Annotated in this window: 19 protein-coding genes and 1 tRNA gene; 9 read left to right on the top strand and 11 right to left on the bottom strand. The window is 34.3% G+C overall.

Annotated elements, in window-relative coordinates:
- Positions 1 to 31 precede the first annotated feature (31 nt).
- Both luxS and A9G41_RS05970 read left to right on the top strand, forming a co-directional pair.
- Positions 32 to 547: an S-ribosylhomocysteine lyase gene (gene luxS / locus A9G41_RS05975; protein WP_065583426.1), complete on the top strand. Its 516-nt coding sequence runs from the start codon at positions 32 to 34 to the stop codon at positions 545 to 547.
- Positions 548 to 556: 9 nt separating this feature from the next.
- Positions 557 to 745 (top strand): 2-hydroxymuconate tautomerase, encoded by a 189-nt coding sequence (locus A9G41_RS05970; RefSeq protein ID WP_065568141.1) that lies wholly within the window; start codon positions 557 to 559, stop codon positions 743 to 745.
- Positions 746 to 923: 178 nt separating this feature from the next.
- Here the strand turns inward: A9G41_RS05970 and ribA are convergent, their stop codons facing one another.
- The gene (ribA, locus tag A9G41_RS05965) at positions 924 to 1,535 is read right to left on the bottom strand and encodes a GTP cyclohydrolase II (RefSeq protein ID WP_065568142.1); all 612 of its coding nucleotides are present in this window, start codon (positions 1,533 to 1,535) and stop codon (positions 924 to 926) included.
- A gap of 102 nt (positions 1,536 to 1,637) precedes the next feature.
- Here ribA and A9G41_RS05960 point away from each other — a divergent pair, with 102 nt between their 5' ends.
- From A9G41_RS05960 to A9G41_RS05935, 6 genes are all read left to right on the top strand, one after another.
- Positions 1,638 to 2,357, top strand: a complete 720-nt coding sequence (locus A9G41_RS05960; protein WP_081302275.1) for a phosphatase PAP2 family protein — start codon at positions 1,638 to 1,640, stop codon at positions 2,355 to 2,357.
- Between the two features lie 117 nt (positions 2,358 to 2,474).
- Entirely contained in the window at positions 2,475 to 2,780 is a 306-nt protein-coding gene (locus tag A9G41_RS05955; protein WP_065568144.1) for a LapA family protein, read from the top strand.
- A gap of 12 nt (positions 2,781 to 2,792) precedes the next feature.
- Positions 2,793 to 3,971 (top strand): lipopolysaccharide assembly protein LapB, encoded by a 1,179-nt coding sequence (gene lapB / locus A9G41_RS05950; protein WP_065583427.1) that lies wholly within the window; start codon positions 2,793 to 2,795, stop codon positions 3,969 to 3,971.
- A 12-nt stretch (positions 3,972 to 3,983) separates the two neighbouring features.
- Entirely contained in the window at positions 3,984 to 4,769 is a 786-nt protein-coding gene (locus tag A9G41_RS05945) for a YchF/TatD family DNA exonuclease (RefSeq protein WP_065583428.1), read from the top strand.
- Entirely contained in the window at positions 4,759 to 5,871 is a 1,113-nt protein-coding gene (locus A9G41_RS05940) for a ribosomal protein uL16 3-hydroxylase (protein WP_065583429.1), read from the top strand. The genes A9G41_RS05945 and A9G41_RS05940 overlap by 11 nt, the downstream gene beginning before the upstream one ends.
- Before the next feature lie 185 nt (positions 5,872 to 6,056).
- On the top strand, positions 6,057 to 7,292 hold the full coding sequence (locus tag A9G41_RS05935; protein WP_065583430.1) for an MFS transporter: 1,236 nt from the start codon (positions 6,057 to 6,059) through the stop codon (positions 7,290 to 7,292).
- A 1,043-nt stretch (positions 7,293 to 8,335) separates the two neighbouring features.
- On the opposite strand, the gene A9G41_RS05925 is transcribed toward A9G41_RS05935, so the two are convergent.
- The 4 genes from A9G41_RS05925 to A9G41_RS05910 form a co-directional block, all read right to left on the bottom strand.
- Positions 8,336 to 8,411: transfer RNA gene (locus tag A9G41_RS05925), tRNA-Gly, on the bottom strand.
- A 71-nt stretch (positions 8,412 to 8,482) separates the two neighbouring features.
- Positions 8,483 to 8,740, bottom strand: coding sequence for a DUF1145 domain-containing protein (locus A9G41_RS05920; protein WP_065583432.1), 258 nt, complete (start codon positions 8,738 to 8,740; stop codon positions 8,483 to 8,485).
- A complete protein-coding gene (gene rsmD, locus A9G41_RS05915) occupies positions 8,740 to 9,303 on the bottom strand; it encodes a 16S rRNA (guanine(966)-N(2))-methyltransferase RsmD (RefSeq protein WP_065583433.1) in 564 nt (187 codons plus the stop codon). Before rsmD ends, A9G41_RS05920 begins: the two co-directional genes overlap by 1 nt.
- Before the next feature lie 13 nt (positions 9,304 to 9,316).
- Entirely contained in the window at positions 9,317 to 11,848 is a 2,532-nt protein-coding gene (locus A9G41_RS05910) for a PBP1A family penicillin-binding protein (RefSeq protein ID WP_075539446.1), read from the bottom strand.
- 257 nt (positions 11,849 to 12,105) lie between these two features.
- Between A9G41_RS05910 and A9G41_RS15000 the strand changes: the two genes are divergently transcribed.
- A complete protein-coding gene (locus A9G41_RS15000; protein ID WP_081295836.1) occupies positions 12,106 to 12,510 on the top strand; it encodes a protein YgfX in 405 nt (134 codons plus the stop codon).
- A 46-nt stretch (positions 12,511 to 12,556) separates the two neighbouring features.
- Here the strand turns inward: A9G41_RS15000 and tusA are convergent, their stop codons facing one another.
- The 6 genes from tusA to A9G41_RS05875 all read right to left on the bottom strand — a co-directional run bounded on the left by tusA (position 12,557) and on the right by A9G41_RS05875 (position 16,842).
- Positions 12,557 to 12,793, bottom strand: coding sequence for a sulfurtransferase TusA (gene tusA, locus A9G41_RS05900; protein ID WP_065566163.1), 237 nt, complete (start codon positions 12,791 to 12,793; stop codon positions 12,557 to 12,559).
- A gap of 16 nt (positions 12,794 to 12,809) precedes the next feature.
- Positions 12,810 to 13,616 carry a Cof-type HAD-IIB family hydrolase gene (locus A9G41_RS05895; RefSeq protein WP_141672097.1) on the bottom strand — a complete coding sequence of 269 codons (807 nt, stop codon included), beginning with the start codon at positions 13,614 to 13,616 and terminating at the stop codon, positions 12,810 to 12,812.
- Positions 13,617 to 13,736: 120 nt separating this feature from the next.
- Positions 13,737 to 15,068, bottom strand: coding sequence for a type IV pilus secretin PilQ (gene pilQ, locus A9G41_RS05890; RefSeq protein WP_218837677.1), 1,332 nt, complete (start codon positions 15,066 to 15,068; stop codon positions 13,737 to 13,739).
- On the bottom strand, positions 15,061 to 15,432 hold the full coding sequence (locus tag A9G41_RS05885) for a hypothetical protein (protein WP_065583435.1): 372 nt from the start codon (positions 15,430 to 15,432) through the stop codon (positions 15,061 to 15,063). The genes pilQ and A9G41_RS05885 overlap by 8 nt, the downstream gene beginning before the upstream one ends.
- A complete protein-coding gene (locus A9G41_RS05880) occupies positions 15,429 to 15,902 on the bottom strand; it encodes a hypothetical protein (RefSeq protein WP_065583436.1) in 474 nt (157 codons plus the stop codon). The genes A9G41_RS05885 and A9G41_RS05880 overlap by 4 nt, the downstream gene beginning before the upstream one ends.
- Positions 15,895 to 16,842, bottom strand: a complete 948-nt coding sequence (locus tag A9G41_RS05875; RefSeq protein WP_065583437.1) for a PilN domain-containing protein — start codon at positions 16,840 to 16,842, stop codon at positions 15,895 to 15,897. The genes A9G41_RS05880 and A9G41_RS05875 overlap by 8 nt, the downstream gene beginning before the upstream one ends.
- Positions 16,843 to 17,009 lie beyond the last annotated feature (167 nt).

The following is a 17,009-nucleotide window of genomic DNA, read 5'->3' as shown; positions in this document are numbered from 1 at the left end:
ATAACGAGTATCAAAAAACAAGGAGGATATTATGCCTTTATTAGATAGTTTTAAAGTTGATCATACAAAAATGAAAGCACCTTTTGTGCGAATTGCAAAAACAATGATAACCCCAAAAGGCGATGACATTACTGTGTTTGATCTTCGCTTTACTATTCCAAACAAAGATAATTTACCTGAAAAAGGGATTCATACATTAGAGCATTTATTTGCAGGATTTATGCGTGAGCATCTTAGCAGTGATAAAATTGAAATCATCGACATCTCACCAATGGGGTGCCGTACAGGATTTTACATGAGCTTAATTGGCAAACCCAACGAGGAATTAGTTGTTGATGCATGGCAAAAATCAATGCATGCAGTATTAGCTGTAAAATCACAAAACCAGATTCCTGAATTAAACGAATATCAGTGTGGTACTTATAAAATGCACTCATTAGATGAAGCCAAAGCCATTGCTGAACAAATTATAAAATCGGGTATTGGCATATGTCATAATGATGAAATTGCATTGACGGATGAACAACTAGCTAAAATAAATAACTAGGAGCAAACTATGCCAAATGTCGTTATCGACTTTTTAGAAGGTCGTACAATAGAGCAAAAAAGAGAAATGGCAAAACGCGTCACTAATGCTATTGTTGAAACCCTCAACTGCAAGCCAGAAGCCGTACAAATTATCATGCACGAAATATCAAAAGATCAGATCGCTAATGGTGGCGTGCTGCGCAGTGATAAAGATTGATATTAACATTAAAAAATTATTGGTAAAACAGACAAGATCAATAAGTTAAAATCGCTCTTATATTACATTTTGTAAAAAAATCTCAAATATAAAACATTTGAGATTTTTTATTCTAACAACTTTTGCTGTTTTATAAACATTCAATCATAAATGAATTGACCGCTATTTAACCAAAAACTTAATGTTTACAATGACAGTGATGCAAATGAAGTAAGTGCCCCATCTTGCTTGCTTTTGTTTCTAAATAGTGTTCATTATTAGGATTTTCGCCAACTTCCAATGGCTCACGTTGCGTAATTTTAATTCCAGACTGTTCAAGCACTCTTATTTTTTCTGGATTGTTGGTTAATAAACGTATCTGAGATACACCTAATAACGTCAACATATCAGCACATAGAGTAAAATCACGTTCATCGGCTGCAAAACCCAACTTTTCATTGGCTTCAACAGTATCTAAACCTTGATCTTGTAACGCATAAGCCCTAATTTTATTTAGTAAACCTATATTACGTCCTTCTTGGCGATGGTAAATTAAAACACCTTTGCCTTCTTTTGCAATTTGTTTTAAAGCTGCCTCTAACTGAAAACCACAATCACAGCGTAAACTAAAAAGCGCATCGCCAGTTAAGCATTCAGAATGAATTCTTGTAAGAACTGGTGTATCATCGGATATATCACCAAATACTAATGCAGCATGATCCTTTTTTGTTGCAATTTCTTCAAATCCAACAATAGTAAAACATCCCCATGGCGTTGGCAGTTTTGCTTGTGCAACACGTTTTAATTGCATTATTGTCTCCGTTTTAAGTAAAACATAAAAAATATTTTATAAAAATAAATTTATCTTCTATGCTAAAATATTAAGCAAGATTATACTTAATTGAGTTTATAAATGGGTTTAGTAATAAAAAAAACAATAGCCATACTAGCTATTTTCTTGATTGCACCTTTAATTATTATAGCCATAAATTGGCATTGGCAACCAGCATCATTAAATAATACATCTAAATATTTATTCTTAATAACTGAAACAGCAAGCTTTCCTTGGGCAATAATTACATCGACAATTTTATTTTTAGTCTTTTGCCTATTACAGTCCAGTAAAACCAAAAATAAAATTATATTATTATGGTTGCTTCTTGTTAGCGCAATATTAAGTGGGCAAATAATTAAACACTTTTTAAAATTGCAAACAGCTGAGCCAAGGCCTTATGTACTTTGGATGGAAAAAGAATTTAATATTAATAAACAACAATTTTATTCACAAACGACATCAGAAAAAAAAGAGTTTATCCAGCAATTATTTAAAAATTCATCTACAATCCCAAATTGGTTATCTTACCACTGGCAAAATGAAACTAGTTTTTCATTTCCGTCTGGGCATACTTTATTTGCTGTAACTTGGGCTTTTTTAGCTTTGCTATTACTGAAATTCAAACAGCATTATGTGATAACATCGGTTATGATTATTTGGTCGATATTAATTGAAATCAGCCGATTATTATTAGGAATGCACAGCCCTATTGATATAATAGCAAGCGTATTAATTGCATGGATAATTTCATTAATCTGCTGTTTTTGTAATAGAAAATGGCATATAGTAGAAAGGTAATTTTCGAACGTCACTATAGTTGATAGATAGATTAACTGGCCAAAGCAATTTGTATAAATAAACAGGTATAATAAACAAAAACGTTTTAACTAAAAATAAAAAAGAAAGGTCAACATTATGAAATTTGTTATCTCAATTTTATTAATAATTATCATCTTTGCTATCTCAATTGCGATAGGCTCGTCCAATGATCAAATTGTCACATTTAATTATTTGGTTGCTAAAACTGAAATCCGCTTATCGGTGTTATTAGCCATTTTATTTGGTTCTGGTTTCCTTGTTGGTTGGATCTTAACTGGTATTTTCTTTATAAAATCTAAATTACAGCATTCATCAACAAAACGAAAATTGAACAAGCTACAAAAAAAATATGATGAAAGCATGGCTAATCATCAACAATTAAACTTAACTAAAAACCATTAAGAACAGATTACTATGTTTGAACTGTTATTTCTGTTACTTCCTATTGCGGCTGGATACGGTTGGTATATGGGTGACAGAAATGCTAAACAAAAACATCTAAACCAATCTAATCGCCTATCTCGTGAATATGTAGATGGGTTGAACTTTCTTTTGTCTAACCAAAAAGATAGAGCCGTCGATCTTTTCTTGGACATGTTAAAAGAAGACGAAGGCACGCTTGAAGCTCATTTAACGTTAGGTAACTTATTTCGCTCACGAGGAGAAGTTGACAGAGCAATACGAATTCACCAAGCGCTATTAGAAAGCTCGTCTTTAACGTTTGAACAACGACTATTAGCCATTCAACAGCTTGGTCGTGATTATATGGTTGCAGGCCTTTACGATCGTGCTGAAGAGATGTTTTTGCAATTAATTGATGAAGAGGATTTCCAACAATACGCATTGCAACAACTTATCATCATCTATCAATCAACCAGCGAATGGATAAATGCCATTAACATGGCGTCAAAACTGGTCAAACTTGGTAATGAAAAATATAAAACCGACATTGCACAATTTTACTGCGAATTAGCATCACTGGCTATTGCTAATGATGAGCTTGACAAAGCAAATAGTTTATTACAAAAATCAGCAACCGCTGACACAAAATGCGCTCGAACTTCGCTCATGCAAGGACGAATTTTTATGATCCAAAATAAAACAGAGCAAGCTATCAACTGTTTTCAACAAATATTACAGCAAGATAAAGCCTTTATTGGCGAAGCATTACCTTTATTAAAAGAGTGCTATTTAAAATTAAATAACCAACATGAATTTCAGCAATTTTTACAGTTATGTGTCGATCAAGACTCTGGCAATGTAGCCGAATTAATGCTTGCCGATCTTATTGAAAAACAAAAAGGTCTAGATGCTGCACAATACTATATGTACCGTGAATTACTTAAACATCCTAATTTAAAAGGATTTTATCGATTAATGGACTATCATGTTGCTGATGCGGAACAAGGCAAAGCAAAACAAAGTCTTTTACTTTTACGCAACATGGTGGGAGAACAAATAAAAGCAGTGCCTAACTATCGATGCCAAAAGTGTGGATTTACAGTTAATTCCATTTATTGGTTATGCCCAGCTTGCCGTTCTTGGTCCACAATAAAACCCGTTCGTGATTTTGAACAACTTTCTGATAAATAAAAAGAGATCTTTATGTTTTTAATTGATTCCCACTGTCATTTGGATAGCTTGGATTTTAGTACTAAATCTATCGAAGATATTTTACAAGAAGCAAACAATAACGATGTTAAGCACTGCTTAAGCGTGGCAACAACATTATCGGGCTATGAATCGATGAAAAAGCAACTTTTGCCCTACAAAAATCAATGCTCGTTTTCATGTGGAATTCATCCGCTTAACCTTGATGATGAAACGTACGATGCAGAAAGATTTGAAATCTTAGCACAAGAAGACAACGTTGTAGCACTTGGAGAAACAGGGCTCGATTACTATTACCAACAAGACAATCTAGAATTACAACAAACTATATTTAAAGAACATATTCGACTAGGTCGAAAGTTCAGCAAACCAATTATTGTTCATACCCGTAATGCTAAACAAGACACTTTAAAAATATTAAAAGACGAGCATGTCTATTCAGGTGTACTACACTGCTTCACAGAAGACATCGAAACCGCAAAACAACTATTAGACATTGGTTTTTATATTTCATTTTCAGGGATTATCACCTTTAAAAATGCCGAAGCTCTGCGAGAAGTTGCTAAATATGTGCCACTTGATCGTATTTTGGTCGAAACTGACTCCCCTTATCTTGCCCCTGTTCCATACCGAGGAAAAGAAAATCAACCCGCTTATGTTCGTGAAGTTGCACAATATTTATCTGTGTTAAAAGGTGTTTCATTGGAACAGATCGCACAAAAAACCACGTATAATTTTTGTCAATTATTCAATCTGCAAGGAAAATTAAATGAATTATAAATTAGCCATTGATTGGGATGATTTTTTAACAAACTATTGGCAAAAAAAGCCTGTAATCTTGCGTAAAGCGTTTGCTAATTTTATTGATCCTATTACGCCTGATGAACTAGCAGGTCTAGCAATGGAAGAAGAGATAGATAGCCGTATCGTATCGAATAAAAATGGTATCTGGGACGCGCAATTTGGGCCATTTACCCAATATGATGACTTAGGTGAAGATCATTGGAGCTTGCTAGTTCAAGCCGTTGATCATTGGCATACGCAAGCAGCGCGCTTAATTGAACCATTTAAATGCCTTCCACAATGGCAATTTGATGACTTAATGATTTCTTATGCAACAAAAGGTGCTGGCGTTGGACCACACATTGATAATTATGATGTCTTTATTATTCAAGGTATGGGGCGTAGACGTTGGCAAGTAGGTGATCGCAATCAAAATTATAAGCAATATAGTGCACACAAAGCATTATTGCATGTTGAAGACTATCAACCAATCATTGACGAAGAGATCACCGCTGGTGATATTTTATACATCCCCCTAGGTTGTCCACATAATGGCGTATCAATTGGTGAATCATTAAGTTATTCTGTCGGCTTTATAACGCAAACATCGCAAACATTGCTAAGTAACTTTGCCGATTATATCATTGATAACTTACCAACAGCTATTTATTATCAAGATAAGGATTTGAAGCTACCTAACGATCCGTACCAAGTCCAACCTTATGAACTTGCAAAAATACAAGATCAACTCATCGACTTAATCAAAACACCCAAATTATTCAATGATTGGTTTGGTAAGCATATTACAATACCAATGCACGATTTAAATATTATCCCAGTTGAAACGCCATACGATTATTATGAATTTGAATCACTACTAAAAAATGGCGCACAGTTACATCGGGTTCCCAGCATTCGTATACTTAAAGTGGGTGAGTTTGGCTACATTCATGGTGAAAAAATTGATTTACCTATGCCAATTATTGATCTGCTTTGTAAAACAGACACACTATGTTACCAACAGATACAAGACAAAAATACACTTCAAGTAATGCTTGATTTTGTCAACAAAGGCTATTGGTATTTTACTGAAGAATAACATAACTTATCCACCGATAATAAAATAGGTGGATAAAAATACAATTTAAAAGCTTTAAACTTGGCTTTTTATAAGTTTTAAGTATATACTTGCCCCGCTATAATTTACCTGCCGTTTAATCACAAATTAAACACCATAAAACGCAAATTTTAAGTAACTATCTATTTTAATAACTAGAGGTAAACATGAAACCTGACGTAGACTTAACCACGCAAGCTGAAAGTGAACACACAACCCCATATCAAAAGAAAACACTTTTTGCATCCACAGTAGGTTATGCACTTGATGGCATGGATATGATGATTTTAGCCGTCTGCTTTAACTTAATTTCAGTCAGTTTTAACCTAACAAAAACAGATTTAGGAACTTTAACATCAGTAACCTTACTTGGCGCAGTATTGGGTGGTATTTTATTTGGGGTGCTTGCAGATAAATATGGACGAGTAAAAGTCTTTTCATGGACAATTTTGATATTCTCCCTCTTTACTGGGTTATGTGCAATTTCACCTAACTATGAATGTTTTTTGATATTCCGTTTTTTAAGTGGACTTGGACTTGGTGGCGAATTCGGCATTGGTATGACCTTAGTTTCTGAAAGCTGGCCTAAACATAAACGTTCAAGAGCCACATCAATTGTGGCATTAGGCTTTCAAGTCGGTATCATTTTGGCTGCACTAACGGTAAACTTTATTGGTGAAGTTTATGGTTGGCGCTGGGCGTTTGCCATAGGGGTACTACCTGCTCTATTTGTTGCATGGACACGTAATGGATTAAAAGAGCCAGAAATATGGCAAAATCTAAAAAACCAAAACAAAAACCAAATTGCTATAGGTAAATTATTTAAAACTCCACGAACCACAGCAACAACACTAGGATTAACCATTGCTTGTGCTGTACAAAACTTCGGCTTTTATGGGCTGATGGTTTGGATGCCAAATATGATTGCAACAGAACTCAAATTACCGTTTAAAAACACCATGTTTTGGACCATTTCAACCACCATTGGCATGTCATTAGGGATCTTAATTTTTGGCTGGTTATGTGATAAATTTGGTCGTCGCCCTTCTTATATCCTATTTTTATTCATTTCAGCTGTTTCGATTTGGTTCTATTTCCATCAAACGGATATGTTGATATTAATCATATTTGGCTCAGTCATTGGCTTTTTTGTCAATGGCATGATGGGCGGATACGGTGCATTGCTTGCTGAACATTATCCAACTGATGCACGCTCAAGCGCCGAAAATATTATCTTCAATGTTGGGCGAGGTATCGCGGGAATATCCCAAGTGCTTATCGCTTATTTAGCCGAAATATACTCAACTAGCTATGCACTTGCATTACTTTCAGCGGCTTACTTATTATCAGCAGCTGCATTTGTCTTTTTAATACCTGAAACAAAAGGTAAAGCACTAGAATAAATAGATAAATAAAAGATAGGGCGCTTGTCCTGTCTTTTATATCAGCGTTTATATCAACTTAACCTAATAATCACTAATCCTCACCAAAATATCAGACTGTACTAGCCGCTATAAATGCGTTATTAAGGTAATACTGATTTTGGTATTGCGCTGGTGACATCTAGCCATTAGCTCAATGTCGGCGAACCCGCTTATAATCGGTTTCAATATATGTAAATAGGGCTTTATTGGCTTCTTCCTTGTTTTGTGATCATCATGAATAATGTTTTTTTAACGTATAAAAAAATTTCAGCAATGGTATATCCTAACAATTGTCAACCATGCTCACACTTTGGCTAAGTCCATACTGTAAAACTAATCGCTTAAAATCTGCGTTACAATATTGACTTTCTCGGCTACTAGGTAGTGAGAAATTGACGACAAAATAAGCTTTTTTGGGAGTGGTACAAACCAAATACTTATCAATAGACTTAATGTATTGGCCTGTACATCATAAAATAGTCTTGCTGCAAAAGGATTAATGTTACTATTTGTTACCACAAAAAACTTAAATAAAATCAATATCTTTTCTGAATGACTTTTATCGTACTCGACTCCCCGTTCTTTTTGACACCGCATAACCTATCTCCGTGATTGGTGAGCTTAACCGTACTTTATGTTGCTAATAGAGCGCTTTGATATTATCAAATAACCCATTTGATTTTGATTCACGTTTACACCAAGCGTAATAATCTGGCACGCTAATCTTTAATTGACGGCTGATCGGAGGTGCAAGATACTATGATAAATGTTGTTCCCTATATTTATACTTCACCGATTTGGATTATTGATAAAGCACACTTACACCTTTCTTAAGATGCTATTTGTCATTTTCAGTTTTTTAGCAAGCTGCATATTAGATAAGGCATAACTCACCGTCTATTGTTTATAATCTGTACTAAATTTTCAGTACTATAATGTATTCTGGTATGATTTTTACTTATATTCTAGAGAAGGCATTTACCCATTTTCTTGGCGAGTATTGCAATGCTGTGATGTTATATTGGAGCGGGAAACGAGGTTCGAACTCGCGACCCCGACCTTGGCAAGGTCGTGCTCTACCAACTGAGCTATTCCCGCTTATTTGAATACTTCGGAAGAAGTGGAGAGCATTATACAAAAAATTTTTTATTTGGCAACTATTTTTGCTTTCATTTTTTATCTTTCCAGCTAAGTGATTCAAAAATACCAAATAAGAACAAACGTAATACTTTAAATTTGTCTTGCTGCTTTTCTTGATTGGTCATGGTAGAATTTAACATCAACGCTTGTAAACCATGAGTAACAGCAAACGCAATTAAACCGACATTGGCGACCACATTGGCTGGCTTTGGATAAGGGTGAATAAGATTAAATAATAAAAACAACCATATAAACGAATATAATACTTTACCAATAAATATAAACATTAAATGCCTTCTTGTATAAAAAGATAACTGTGAACCTGCCCAGCAGTTTTTTCGCGATGCAAATGCCAATTAGTTGGAATATAAGCTGTTAAATCATGCCCTATTTCTGTTTCAATATAAATATAAGCTGATGGTTTTAACCAGTTGTTATTACCAAGCGCACTCACCGTTTTTGCTACCAATGCTTGATGAAATGGTGGATCGATAAATACAATATCAAACTGTTTTTCAGTAGGCTTATTTAACCACTGTAAGGTGTCAGTATGATAGACATTGATAGTATCTTTATCAATAAGCTGTTTGTTTTTATTAAGTAGTTGTGCTACTTGCTTATCTTTTTCAAGCAAGGTAACACTTTTAGCGCCTCGCGATGCGGCTTCAAATCCTAATGAGCCGCTCCCTGAAAAACAATCCAAACAATCACTATCATGTATCACTGGCATTAACCAGTTATATAGGGTTTCTTTGATACGATCCGTGGTTGGACGCAATCCTTGTTTGTCTAAAACTGGCAATTTACGCCCACGCCATTTTCCGCCAATAATTCTTATTGAACCATTCATTTTAAATCCTTTATCAGAAAAGCTCTGAAGTATTACCCTCTGAATCTGTTACACTAGTACCAACTTCTTGCGTAGCATAACCTGTTGGTTCAGTCCCTTTGATAAAATATTCTGACATTGTTTTAGAGCCAGATTGAGGCAGTAATCCTGTTTTTTCATCGATAGTAACAGAAATTACATTCTCTGGTTTGACATCTTCTCTTATTGGTACATCTTTTAGGGCAACTTTCATATAATCAACCCATACAGGATTTGCAGTCACAGCCCCTGCTTCAGCTCGAAAAGTTCGCCCCAACTCACGCCGGTGATCATCAAATCCCATCCAAACAGTCGTTACAATATTGCCGCCAAATCCAGAAAACCAAACGTCTTTAGATGCATTGGTTGTTCCTGTTTTACCGCCAACATCTTTCCTACCCAATGCTTTTACACGCCATGCAGTACCTTGCCAATTTGAACCACCGAATACAATAGAACGAAGACCATCTTTCATAATAAATGCGATTCCACTATTTACCGTATGCGGTGCATATTTTGGCGTTACATCAATCGTTTTATTATCGAGGTTTATATCTGGCAATACGATATTATCATCTGATTTAAGGTTGGCTTGTTCTGGCTCTTCATTATCAGATCCATCAGATTCATTCTCAACATTATCTAATGATATTGATTTTGCTTCTTCTGTAACAACATCATCATTACAATTTTGACAAGCAATCACCGGTTGATGCTGATAAATTGTACCAGATCCATTATTGTATTCTATTTTTTCAATTAAGTATGGGGTAATTAAATAACCACCATTAGTGATAACAGAATATGCTCTTGCTACTTGTAACGGTGTAAATGAAGCAGAGCCTAACGCTAACGATTCATTATGTGAAATATTTTCTTTAGGGAATCCAAAACGCTCTAAATAAGTCGCAGCATAATCAATACCAACTGCACGCAAGGCTCTTACCATCATTACATTTTTAGACATACCTAGCCCTATTCTTAAACGTAATGGGCCAGCATAATTAGGTGGCGAGTTTTTCGGGCGCCATGTAGCACTACCTGTAGAGCGGACAATTGGCGCGTCATTAAGAAGTGTAGCCATTGTTAAACCTTGCTCTAACGTTGAAGTATAAATAAACGGTTTAATATTCGAACCTAATTGTCGAAGCGCTTGTGTTGCTCGGTTAAATTTACTTAAATTGAAATCATAACCGCCTACAATTGCTTTAATGGCGCCATTATCTGAATCAAGCGATACTAAAGCTGCATTAACTGCTGGGATTTGTGCTAACTCCCAATTATCAGCAGATTTTTTCACCCAAATTAGTTGTCCAGCTGTTAGCGTGTCAGACACCTTTTTAGGAAATGCCCCTTGCCGAGTATCACTAATAAATGGCCGAGCCCATTTCATATTTTGATATGTAATAGTAATATTACTTTTATCAGATAATACGGCCGTTGCTTCTTTATCTGATGAAGTCATGACAACCGCTGGGCACATACCGCTATAACAAATATATTTATCAAGAGTTTGTTGAATTTGCTCCGAATTCCATGGCGTTTCATTTTGCTTCCATAATACTTTTTCAGCACCTCGATAACCATGCCTGATATCATAATCAATAATATGTTTTTGTACTGATTCAGTAGCCGCTATTTGATCTGTTTTCGAGATAGTCGTATAGACTTTATAGCCGTCCGTATAAGCATTTTCACCAAACTTATCGTACATAAATTGGCGCGCCATTTCAGCTACATAAGGAGCAGAAAATTCAATTTGTGGTGAGTGATAACTTGCTCCTAAAGGCTTTGTAATCGCTTCATTATATTCAGCTTGAGTGATATAGGATTGATCTAACATACGACCTAACACCCAATTACGTCTAGCCAATGCACGATCAGGGTGTGAAATAGGGTTAAACGCAGATGGCGCGTTTGGTAAGCCTGCTAATAGAGCAGCTTCATCAATGGTTAACTGTTCTGGTGTTTTACCAAAAAATGTATAAGATGCCGCTGCAACACCATATGCTCTAGAACCAAAATTAATCATATTAAGGTACAGTGCCATGATTTCTTCTTTCGATAACTCTTTTTCCATACGAATAGCCAAAATTATTTCTTTAGCTTTACGGGTTATACTTTTTTCAGGAGTTAAGAAAAAGTTTTTTGCGACTTGCTGAGTGATTGTACTACCACCTTGAGAAAACCCTTTATGTTTTAAACCAATATACATCGCTCGAGCAATACCAATTGGGTCGATACCAAAATGTTCATGAAAACGAGCGTCTTCGGTTGCTATAACGGCATTAACCACAATTGGTGGAATTTCGTTATATTTTAATGGGGTTCTACGACGTTCACCAAAGGTAGCGATTAGCTCGCCATCTTTACTTAATACTTGCATTGGCGTTTGTAATCGAACATCTTTTAATGTTGTAACGTCCGGAAGGTCTTTAGAATAATAAGCATAACCAGCAATACCAATAACCAAGCCACAAAGAAATAAACCGATGAATAATTTTAGAAGAAATTTTAACACTTTAATTAATATCACAAATCTTTCCTATCTAAATTTTTAAGGCAAAAATAATGGCATCAGAGTTATCTCTGCGCCAAATTTACTCAACCTATCTTTCGATAAGGATCTTCACATTGACATTAAAAGAAAATGCTAATGATTGATCGCTCACCCATTAAAACACACTAAAATTGTGTGCATTATCTCCCATCTTTAGCATTATTTTAAGCAATTTTTAAAGAAATCCTGAAATAATTCTATTTTAACCAAATACATCTTACATTATGTGGAGCATAAAACTTAACATATCCAAGCTACAATTAATGATTTCAACTCTGTTTTATTCAATACTTATGATGCTTTGTCTAGTCATGTTTGCTAATACATCCTTAGATACTTATACCTTTATTATTCTAATCTTATTAATAATTCAATGGTGGCATAGCCTATGTTATTTCAAAACAATTAAAGGTGAATTTGCGTTATTTCACGCTATCAATCAAATCTATTGGCATAAACAGCGCTGGTATTTAATGCATACACCGCTTATATTCCGCTATGTTATTATCCTGAATTTAAAATCCAGACATGACGGTAAGCACTGTACACTTTTGTTAATGGCCGATAATCTTCAAGCCAATGATTGGCGTACATTACGTTTTTACCTAAAACAAGTTGATCTAACTTAACTCACGTACTTTTTTTATAAAATTTTTCATCAAAATAGCAGTTTAACTAATGTGATTTTTTAATCCAGTACTGATAAGGTTGAGACTCTATTTGTGATGACAGCAATTGGTGCTCCATATGGCGACAAAAACTAGGAACATCACGGGTCGTCGCCAAATCATCGGCAATCACATAAAGGACTTGCCCGATAGCCAGATCTCGAATTGCTTTCCTGATTAACATAATCGGTTCAGGACAGCGCAGTCCTAATGTATTGAGTTCTTTATCAAAAATTATATTCATTTTTTGAATCTGATCATTATAAAAATAATTTACTTAGGTAATGTGGTACTGCCTCTTCAGCATTTGATCCAATAACCTCTAATTTTGGTAACAATGCCTTTAGCTCAGCACTGCCATTTTGCATTATGCAACCTTTACCGGCAGCTTTTAGCATTTCGTAGTCATTCATGCCATCACCAAAAGCAATACTGTCTTGTAAACTGTAGCCTAGTTTTTCAACAACCTTTTTCAATGCACTACCTTTAGACACATTTTCAGCCATTACTTCAAGGCAATTTAATGTTGAAAAGGCAATGCTAATTTTATTACCGAATTTTGCTTCTAACCGATTTTTTAACTGAACCAAATGTGGGTAAAGCGCATCGTCAGTAGTAGTAAAATAAATTTTAGCAATATCATTAGTATCAAAATCAAGTGGGTTAAATAACTGATAAGTAAACTGGGTGTCTTGGTAAAATTCTAATGAAAATGTATCTTCTTTATTGATTAACCAATGATCACCACGATATAAATGAGTATAAACTAAAGGGTCATCCATACTCATTTTAGCTATTTCACAAGCAAGCGATGGCTCAATACTTTGGCTAAAAACTAAATTGCCCGCACTATCATGCACTCTCGCACCGTTAGAAGTAATCATAAAAGCATCAATTTCCATATTTTCCCGCATTTGGGCAACATCAATGTGGTGCCGACCAGTTGCAAAAACAAAATGGATACCTTTTTTACGAAGCGCTTGAAGGACTTGTTTGGTATAAGGCGATAAGCTATGTTCAGGTGTTAATAAAGTACCGTCTAGATCAGAAGCAACAACATGCATAATATTCTCTACTTTTATAATAAATGGTAATAATAACGACTAAAATTATAGACTTTAAAACAATAATTACTTATCAAAGCCAAAGCTAAAACAAGTTAAAATATAATACAACTCCATTGACATTTACTCAACCAATTGTGGTGTAATAAAAATAACCAGCTCACGTTTTTGTTGTTTGTTACTATTGTGTTTAAATAAGCGACCAATTAATGGTATGTCCCCAGCACTAGGCACTTTTTGCTTATTTTTAGTATTAACTTGTTGAACTATACCGCCTAATACAACGGTTTCTCCATTTTTTATCTGAACTTGTGTTTTAATTTCTTGCGTATCAATAGCTAATACTTCACCGTTATCACTACGTTTTATTGAACGCCCAGCCGTATTTTGCGTGATATACAAATCTAAAACCATCAGCTCATCAGATAATATTTTAGGTGTCACTTCTAACCCCAAAACAGCATGCTTGAATTCAATTGAAGTAGCACCATTACTACCGCTAGAAACCTCGTAAGGAATTTCTGTACCTTGTTTTATTGACGCCATATTTTGATTAGCTGTAAGTAAATTAGGGCTGGCTATAATCTCAAGTTGATTCTCAGATTCAAGCGCTGACAACTCTAAATTGAGTAAATGCCCCGATAGTTTAGCTAAATTAAAACCAACTGTAGAGGTTGAATGGCTGACGCCAAGCCCAACATCAAACTTATCTAATAATTGCGATGAAGACCCTTCATAACCCCATTTAATACCTAGTTCTGACATACTTTCATCACTCATGGTAACAATATGCGCTGAGATATGAACTTGGGGCATCGGTTTATCCAGTGTTTTAACTAATTTTTTGATATTTGCAAATTGTTTTGGTACATCAGCAATAACGAGAGAATTGGTCCGTTTATCAAATGTAACCCGACCTCGTGGTGATAACAAATCTTGCTGTTGAATCATTTCAATTAAAGTTGTTGGATCTGCATAATTAACAGCTATAAATAAAGAACTAATAGGTTGGTTTAATTCTTTTTCTCTTTGTTCTGATTGTTGTTTTTGCAATAAAATTTCAGGATCTATCGCTTTAGAAATAAGCAAAATATTATCATCAATTTCTGCTTGTAAATTCGCTGAATCTAATATGATTTTTAGCGCTTTATACCAATCAACATTATTAAGTTTAATGGTCTGTTTAATTGATATATCTTCTGACATAACCAGGTTCATTTGTTTACTATCGGCTAACGCTTGCAAGATAATTGCAATATCCGTTTGATAAAATGCCATTGAAATATTTTTTTGCTGATCAGCGTTTGATGATAGAAATATATTGGCATTACTAACATTTGTGTTGGTTGCTAAAAATATAAATACTATCAGCAAACGGCTTTTAACCTTAGTTAATATGTAAATAACCAATTGTAAATCTTGATATTTTTGGTTTTCGGCAATTTTATTACTCATTTAGCAACATCGTCCATAATACAATATTATGGCAATAATCAGGTAAATCTGCTTGCCATATTATTTTATCGTTTAGTGAAGATTGTACATACCAAGGAAACAAAACATTTGGCACTGTATTATCAGTTATTGCTAGCCAATGATTATCAGAGGCTAACCAAATTTGTTGATAATTCTGATCAATTTGTTTCATAAACCCTCTAAAATGCCAAGCTTGAATTTGCTCAAGTAGTAATGCTGTTTGTTCACTACAAGAAACTCGGTAATGTTGTTGAAAAGGATCGCTTTCCAACAGGATATTAGCTTTTAACTCAAAACAGATAGCACAAAATAAAACAATACATTTATAAAGATAGGGCTTCATTGATGATCCTTTTCAAACAATAAAGTAAACATTATTTGTAACTGTTGATCTTGCTTGCTGATTTTAAGATTTTTAAAATCAAGATAGTAAAAATCATCGGTTAATGATGAAATAAAATTAATAAAATCAAAAAACTGCCCCTCTAACTCAATATCCCAATTAGCTGTTTTATCTGTTTGATAATGCTTAAAAGATACTAATGAAAGATGATTTTGCTCGATCGCCAATGCGAATTCCCTATCTGATATCAAACTATATAAACTATTTTTACTTGCCTGATAACGGCTAGCTTTTGCTTGTAATTGCTCATTTTCAATAACTATTTGCTGATATGACTCGACTGCTAGCTGTGCTTGTTGCCGAATATCTTTAATAAACAACAGATAAACGATTACAAAAAACACCAAACCAAATAAAACACAAAGCATATATTGTTGCCAAATTGGGCGTTCAAAAAAATCACTATTCACTAAGCATTATTTCCATTTCAAAAAATAAATGATTTTTATTGGATAAGATTGTTTTAACTTGACTGTTACTTATATTTTTTAGCGTTAACAAACTTTGATTAAATTTAGTTAGCTCAACATAACTAAAGCTTTGCCCTTCAATCTTTACTTTTTGTGGCTCATAATAAAAACAATCAAGCCAGATTACAGAAGGCAACTGCTGTGAAAGCAATACTAAAGATTGCTGAATTTGTTTTTGACTTAATGATGGATTAGGCAAATCATGCATTAGCTCTTCAGTTAGCTTTTGTGTTATACCTTGTTGTTGCAAGCGTTTTTCATCATAAGTTTGTAGCTCGTTTTGAGCTTGCATCCACAAATAACAGAGCAAACAACCGATTACACCAATAACACTAGTTGCCACGAATATCAGTTGCCGTTGTTGCTTTGTTTGCTTCTCTTGCCGCCAAGGTAAAAAATTAATTTTAGTATTTTCAAACCCACACCCTACAAACGTTAATAACAATCCATACTTATTAAAAAGATTAATCCAATTTTCAATATAATGACGTTCAGCTATCACCACTGTAATTTGCTTTTTTTGTTCAGTTGAATAAGCGAAATCAAAAAACACACTTTTAGCTGGTAATTGAAATAATTTATGGATGTTAGCTTCAACATATAAACTCAATTCATTGAATTTGAGCTTTACATCAGGCAAAGCTAGTTGTTGCATTTGGGTTAAATTAATGTCCAAATTGAGCTCAAATTCAGTACGAGCAGAAAATTTTTTTTGTAGATCATCAATGAAAACCGCTAAATCAGCCTCATTTTGATAATTCCATACAATTAGATCTTCGCTAGCATTTGATGTAGTGTGTTGCTTAACTGCGCTCACTATCCTATAACGTAAAATAGTAGGTTCGACATAAATAATGATGCGTTTTTTATTAAAAAGCATGATGGACTATCTTTTAATTTTTGCTAACAACATGGCTTAATCCTAATTGCCCTTTTTAAAATAAGAATGGATAAAAGGTATTTTTGCGAACTATCACCCAAAAAATGTTTAAAATTAAATCGAACGAAGCAAATTTTAGAGAAATTTAAAAAAAAAGGTTGACTGAA

Origin of the sequence: Gilliamella sp. Nev5-1, assembly GCF_001690895.1 — a bacterium.
In the GTDB taxonomy this organism is placed as follows: domain Bacteria; phylum Pseudomonadota; class Gammaproteobacteria; order Enterobacterales; family Orbaceae; genus Gilliamella; species Gilliamella apicola_C.
The sequence above is the reverse complement of the archived record's forward strand: the minus strand, read 5'-3'. Positions and strand labels throughout refer to the sequence as shown.